Raw genomic sequence first — 6,816 nt, forward strand, 5'->3', positions numbered from 1 at the left:
AACGAATCAACCATCAAAAAAACAGAAGCAATATGAAAAGCCATCCAACCTCAAAGACCTATTCCGGTGCCTGGCTGCGCGTGCAGCGACGCCTGCCTGCCCTGCTGCTGGCATTCGCGTCCGCCACGTGCGCCTGGAGCATCAACCTGGACGACGTGCATCCCGTGACCCTGCGTCAGCATCAGGTCAGCGTACGCACGGCACTGGACGAAATCGCCCGGCAAAGCGGCGTGAACGTGATGTACCGCGAAGACCACATCGACACGTCCCTGCTGATACGCCTGGACCTGAAGGACGCCTCGCTGCAACATGCGCTGGAGGCTGTCTGCCGGCAGGCGGGGCTTACGTTTGAACTGAAGGACGACTATGTGCTCATCACCCGCCGGAGGACGGCGTCGGCTGACGAGACGTCGGTGTATCAGGGAAAGGTGACCGACGGGAACGGCGAGCCGCTCATCGGTGCCACCGTCCGGGTGAAAGGGACGGCGACGGGAGCCGTGACCGACCTCGACGGACGTTACTCCATCCGTGCGCGGGTGGGCGACGTGCTGCAGGTGTCCTACATCGGCATGAAGACGCGCGACATCGTGGTCAACGCCCGTGCCCGCGAACTGACGGTCGTGCTGGAGGACGACGCGACGATGCTCGACGAGGTGGTGACCACGGGTTTCCAGACCATCTCGCGGGAGCGCAACACCGGTTCGGCGGTCATCGTCAGCCGGGAGGAGCTGGAGAAGGTGCAGGCGCCAACCCTGACGGACAAGCTGGAGGGCATGGTGACGGGTCTCAACTCCTACGGTTCCGCCCTGAGCATCCGCGGCGTGTCCTCGTTCGCCACCGGCACCACCCCGCTCCTGGTGGTCGACGGGCAGGTGATCAATCAGGACCTCTCGACCCTCAACCCGGACGACATCGCCAGCATCACCGTGCTGAAGGATGCGGCGTCGACCTCGCTCTACGGCGTGCGTGCCTCGAACGGTGTCATCGTCGTGACGACACGAACGGCGAAGGACAACAAGACGCGGGTCAACGCGTCGGCGAACTTCTACTTCACCCCGCGCCCGTCGCTGGACTACATGCACTATGCCACGGCGAGCGACATCATCGACTACGAGCAGGAATGGCTGCTGACGGACCCGACCTACAGCCAGGACCCCGGCACCTACTTTGCCGAGCGTAACGACATCAGCAACGGGAACTTCGGCGCGTTGAGCCGCATCGAACGGCTGTACTACGACCTCTATCAGGGCAACCTCACCCAGGCGGAGCTGGACAGCCGCCTCGATGCCCTGAGAAGCAACAACTATGCGCGCGAATACCGCGACCGGCTGCAACGCCTCCAGTTCAAGCAGGACTACAACCTCTCGGTGAGCAAGGGCGGCGAGCACATCAACACCTATTTCTCCGCCCGTTACGAGGGGACGGACCACACGGAAAAGAACGCCGACACCGACAAGCTCTCGCTCTACCTGAAGAGTGCCATCGACTTCACCGACTGGTTCCGCTTCACCTACGGGTCGAACGTCAGCTACACGAACTACCGCACCGGGCAGTCGGACTACGGCATGAACTCGTTCCTTGCCTACGAACGCATCTACGACGATGCCGGAAACCCGGTGTACCAGTACCCGTACAACTATTACCGCTCACAGGAGCTGGAGCAGACCGACGGACTGAAGTCCATGCGCTACAATGCCGCCGAGGAGAACCGCTACAACCTGACGGACACCCGCGACCTCTACCTGCGCCTCTTCGCCCATGCCGACTTCAAGCTAGCCAAGGGGCTGGACCTGGGCATCAAGTTCCAGTATGAGGACACGCGCCGCGACCAGGAGTTGTACGACGAAGCGGAGTCCTACCGGATGCGTCGGATGATTAACGAGTTTGCCACCGCCGACTCCTACGGGCAGTTCACCTATCACATCCCCGACGGCGGACACCAGCAGACGCTCAACGAACGGTACGGGAACATGAACCTGCGTGCGCAACTGAACTACCAGCGTACGTTCGGCGGACGGCACGACGTGGTAGCACTCATCGGCGGCGAAATCCGTCAGGACAAGGCAACGGGCACCGCCAGCGAACGCTACGGCTTCGACAGCCGCAAGCTGACCAATGCGCAGGTGGACTGGGCGACGCTGACACAGGATGGCGTCATCGGGCAGCTGTACTCCGGCGTGCGCAAGAAGTCGGAGCTGCTCAGCGTGACGGATGTCACCCACCGCTACGTCTCGGCATACGCCAATGCGGGCTACACCTACAACAACACGTACTCGGTGAATGCCAGCGTGCGTGTGGAGCAGGCCGACCTGTTCGGCACCGACCCGAAATACCGTTACCGTCCCTTGTGGTCGGTGGGTGCCAGCTGGAATGTGAGCAACGAGGCGTTCATGCAGCCCTACGAATGGGTGGATATGCTGAAAGTGCGCATGACCTACGGCATCACGGGTAACGTGGACCAGAACTCGTCGCCCTACCTCATCGGCAACTACTCCACTTCCTCCGTCACGAACTCGCAAATCACCGACATCCTCACGCCGCCGAACCGCCTGCTGCGCTGGGAGAAGACGTCGACCTTCAACTTCGGCGTCGACTTTGCATTCCTGCGCCGGCTGAGCGGTAGCGTGGAGTTCTACCGACGCTACAGTTCCGACCTCCTCGCCAACAAGACACTCGACCCGTCGACAGGCTTTGAGACGGCACGGGTGAACAACGGCGCCATGAAGAACATCGGTTTCGAGGCGAACTTGTCCTACGACTGGGCACTGGCGGGCGACTGGAGGCTGAACACATCGCTCACCGCCTCCTGTAACCGGAACACCATCGAAGAGGTGGGCTACACCCCGTCGAGCGCCTCGGAGATGCTCGCCAATCCTTATGACAACTACCTGAAGGGGGATGCGTACGGCACGGTGTACGCCTATCGCTATGCCGGACTGAATGCCCAAGGCGACCCGTCGGTGTACAACGAGAACGGCGAGGTGGTGAGCAATGTCAATGTGGACAACATCGCCGCCCTGGTCAACAAGGGACAGCTCACACCGAAGTGGCAGGGCGCCTTCACCCTGGACCTGGGCTGGAGACGGCTGTCGTTCTACACGAAGCTCGTCTACTACACCGGACATGCCCTGCGCAACGACGTCACGCCGCTCTACCGCAATCTCTTCGACCGGGTGGACGGTACGGCAGTCGGTGGCATCCACGAGGACATCGCCCGCCGGTGGACAGCCGGAAATCCGGACACCGACATCCCGCGCATGGGGGTACACGACGGCTACGAGAGCTTCCGCAACCAGCAATGGAAGTACGCCGACGCCCACGTGCTGAATGCCTCCTTCCTGAAGGTGCGCAACATCGGTCTGTCCTATGACCTGCCGACACCGCTCATCGCTCCCTGGGGGCTGCAGGGTGTCCGTCTTCACGCCCAAGTGGACAACCCGTTCTACTGGGCAGCCTGCGGACACGGCATCGATCCCGAACGGTTCGACGCCAATCAGGGCAGCCGCGCCTACAGCCAACTGACCAGCTACATGCTGGGACTAACCGTCAACTTCTAACCCCCTCAACGAAACAGAATCATGAAACGATACAGCTATCTATGCATCGCCGCCTGCCTGCTGCTGACCTTCGCAGGCTGCGACAACTATCTGGACATCACACCGAAGGGCAAGGCCGTGCTCAACACCACCGCCGACTACCTGGGATTGCTCGAAGAGTCCATGCCGACGTACACGGGAAGCGACTTCGGCTATCTCGCCAATGTGGTGACCCACTACGACCGCAGTCAGCTCGACGGGTACTCCTACCCGCTCATTTCCTCTTCGTATTTCTGGGACGAGAGCATCGACCGCACCCAATACATGGACGACCAGGCGGGCGAGTCGCAGCTCTACAGCGATTGCTATGCCCGCATCAGCCGTTACAATATCCTGATTGACAACATCGGCGATGCCGAGGGTCCGGAGAGCGACAAGGTCCTCGGGACGGCACAGGCAAAGGTCATGCGTGCCTACAACTACTTCTGGCTCATCAATACGTTTGCCGCGCCTTATGACCCGGCGCGTGCGGAGACCGACCGCGGCATCATCCTTCATACGAAGTTCGACCTGGAGGCTGCCGGCACTCAGAGCAGTGTTGCGGATGCCTACCGGCTCATCTGCCAGGACATCGACGAGGCGCTCGACGGACTGCCCGAACATGCACTGAACAGCTATCGCCCCGACAAGGCATTCGGCTATGCCTTCCGTGCAAAGGTCCTGCTGTACATGCGGCGCTACGACGAGGCGCTCCAGTCCGCCCTGGAAGCACTGAAGCATGGCAACCACGAGCTGTGGGACATGCCTGCCTGGCTCCAGCAGACGGCGGACGGCATCTACGGGACCGGCACGGACCTGTCGCAAGACTGGATTTACAGCATGGTGCTGATGTCGGGCAAGCACGACTATGACCACCCGGAGAACCTGCTTTACCAGCCGATGAACGCCGTCTTCAACGCCACGATGCTCAACCAGCGCACCGCGGACCTGTATGACAAGACGAACGATGTGCGCTACCGGGGTGTCTTCTCCTGGAACATGCCGCAGCGTCCGACAGCCGAACCGGGCAGCGTGGCGTTCATGTACGGGACGAACATCAAGCTCAACGAGGCGGGGATGCGTCTGTCGGAAGTCTATCTGATGATTGCGGAGTGCCATGCCCGCCAGGGCAACATCGCCCAGGCGGTGGAATACCTGAATGCGTTGCGCGAGAAGCGTTTACTCGACTACACGCCACTGACGGCAGCCGACTTCGGGAATGATGCGTCCCGTGCGCTGTCCTTCGTCCGTGAAGAGCGGCGTCGCGAGCTGGTGACCAGCTACAATGACTTCTTCGACCTGAGGCGTTTCTGCACGGAGTTCCACGAATCGTTGAGCAAGACCTACGTCGACAGCCAAGGCACGACCCACACGTTCACCTTGCCTTCAGACTCCCACCTGCTCACATTCCCCTTCCCCATCCGCGCCATGCAGACCAGCGCCCTGGAGCAGAATTCCAAGTAGGTACAAACGATGAAGAGCTGCACGTCGGGGCAACGGCAGCTCTTCATCGTTTATCTTTTGCGGATGTTTCTTCAAATCCTCCCTTCGTCGGCATAGCTGTAATAGGCTCCGTCGGTCAGCACGAGGTGGTCTATCAGACGGATGTCCATGACGGCGGCGCTCTTTGCCAGGCGTTCCGTCAGTCGGTTGTCCTCGTTGCTCGGACGCGTGTTGCCCGAGGGATGGTTGTGACACAGTGCGATGGCGGGAGCGCGGCGTATCAGTGCCTCACGCAGCACCAGCCGGATGTCGACTGCCGTACCAGCCAAGCCGCCGGTGCTCACACGGACGCGGTCAATGACTTTCAGTGCCTGGTTGAGCAACAGCACCCAACACTCCTCGACCGACAGGTCGCAGAGCAGCGGATGGAAGTAGGCATAGATGTCTTTCGAGGAAGTAATCGTCGTGCGTTCGCGCGACCGTTCGGCGGAAGCCCGGCGCTTGCCCAGTTCCGATGCGGCAAGAATCGCGACCGCCTTTGCGTCGCCTATCCCCTTGAAGGTGCACAGTTCCTCCAGTCCCATCTTCCCCAGTTCGTTGAGGTCATTGTGGCAGGAGGCCAATATGCGGCGCATCAGTTCCACGGCGGTCTCCTCGCGGTTTCCCGACCCGATGAGGATGGCCAGCAGTTCGGCGTCGCTCAGTGCTCCCACCCCGTGCAGCATCATCTTTTCACGCGGACGGTCCTCCACCGCCCATTCGTTGATGTTCAGTTTCTTCTCCATCATTCTACCACATTACACATTCTGACGTCGTCACTTGTAGAAGTTCTTCCTGAAGGCAGAGAACTCGTCCCGTCCCAACACACAGCGTTGCCACCAGGCACGCAGGAAGCCGCTGCCGTAACCAATCAACTGGATGAAGGCAGCCACCACGGACAGCAGTCCGATGGCGAGGCTCCGGTTCCTCCACGTAGCGTCGAGGGCTATCAGGAGCGCAAACACGCCCAGAGGCAGCAAGCTCCACCGACACCAGCATGCCCCAATCAGCAGCAACACGGTCCCCAGGGTGAATACCGCCGGAAGCAGGTGGACGAGCTTCAGCGATTCCGGGTATTTCTTGTAAAGATTGATGCGCGCGATGCCGAAGTTGTGTACCTGCTTGAAGAACTTCTTCATGTCGGTACGCCGCTTGTGCCACACCCATGCCTCCGGAAACAGACGGCAACGGTATCCCCCCTTGAATATGCGGATACTGAAGTCGATGTCTTCGCCGAAGCGCATCTTGGAAAATCCTCCCAAGGCTCGGTAAACCTCGGCACGGATGCCCATGTTGAAGCTGCGCGGATAGAATTTGTCCATCTTCTTCTTTCCGCCCCGGATACCTCCGGTCGTGAAGAAGGACGTCATGGCATAGTTGATGGCTTTCTGCACGTTCGTAAACGAGGCATGCGCATGGTCCGGTCCTCCGAAGGCATCTGCCGGCTCCCGACGCAGCTCATCCTCCACCGCCTGCAGGTAGCTCGGCGGAAGGATACAGTCGGAATCCAGCACGATGAAATAATCTCCCCGGGCACGTTCCGCACCATAGTTGCGTGTCTGCCCCGGTCCGGAGTTGGCTTTCATGTAGTAACGGACGGTCAGCCGTTCGGCATACCGCTCCACCACCTTGTCACACGGACGTGCCGAGCCATCCTCCACGACAACGACCTCAAAATCGGTGAACGTCTGGTGTGTCAGGCTCTCAAGCAACTCGTCCACTTCATCGGGACGATTGTAAACGGGAATAATCAATGAGT

Annotated in this window: 4 protein-coding genes; 2 read left to right on the top strand and 2 right to left on the bottom strand. The window is 60.4% G+C overall.

Annotation, left to right across the window (positions count from 1 at the left end):
• The first annotated feature begins 32 nt into the window (after positions 1-32).
• Positions 33-3,557 (top strand): SusC/RagA family TonB-linked outer membrane protein, encoded by a 3,525-nt coding sequence (locus tag M3087_RS09680; RefSeq protein WP_249095340.1) that lies wholly within the window; start codon positions 33-35, stop codon positions 3,555-3,557.
• Between the two features lie 21 nt (positions 3,558-3,578).
• Positions 3,579-5,039 (top strand): RagB/SusD family nutrient uptake outer membrane protein, encoded by a 1,461-nt coding sequence (locus M3087_RS09685; RefSeq protein WP_249095343.1) that lies wholly within the window; start codon positions 3,579-3,581, stop codon positions 5,037-5,039.
• Positions 5,040-5,110: 71 nt separating this feature from the next.
• Here the strand turns inward: M3087_RS09685 and radC are convergent, their stop codons facing one another.
• Together radC and M3087_RS09695 are read right to left on the bottom strand one after the other, a co-directional pair.
• Complete coding sequence (gene radC, locus M3087_RS09690) at positions 5,111-5,803, bottom strand: RadC family protein (RefSeq protein WP_022383609.1); 693 nt, start codon at positions 5,801-5,803, stop codon at positions 5,111-5,113.
• 30 nt (positions 5,804-5,833) lie between these two features.
• Positions 5,834-6,816, bottom strand: a 983-nt coding sequence (locus tag M3087_RS09695; RefSeq protein WP_249095347.1) for a glycosyltransferase, incomplete at its 5' end; no start/stop codon positions are given.

The organism is Mediterranea sp. ET5, from assembly GCF_023337025.1.
Classification (GTDB): Bacteria; Bacteroidota; Bacteroidia; order Bacteroidales; family Bacteroidaceae; genus Phocaeicola_A.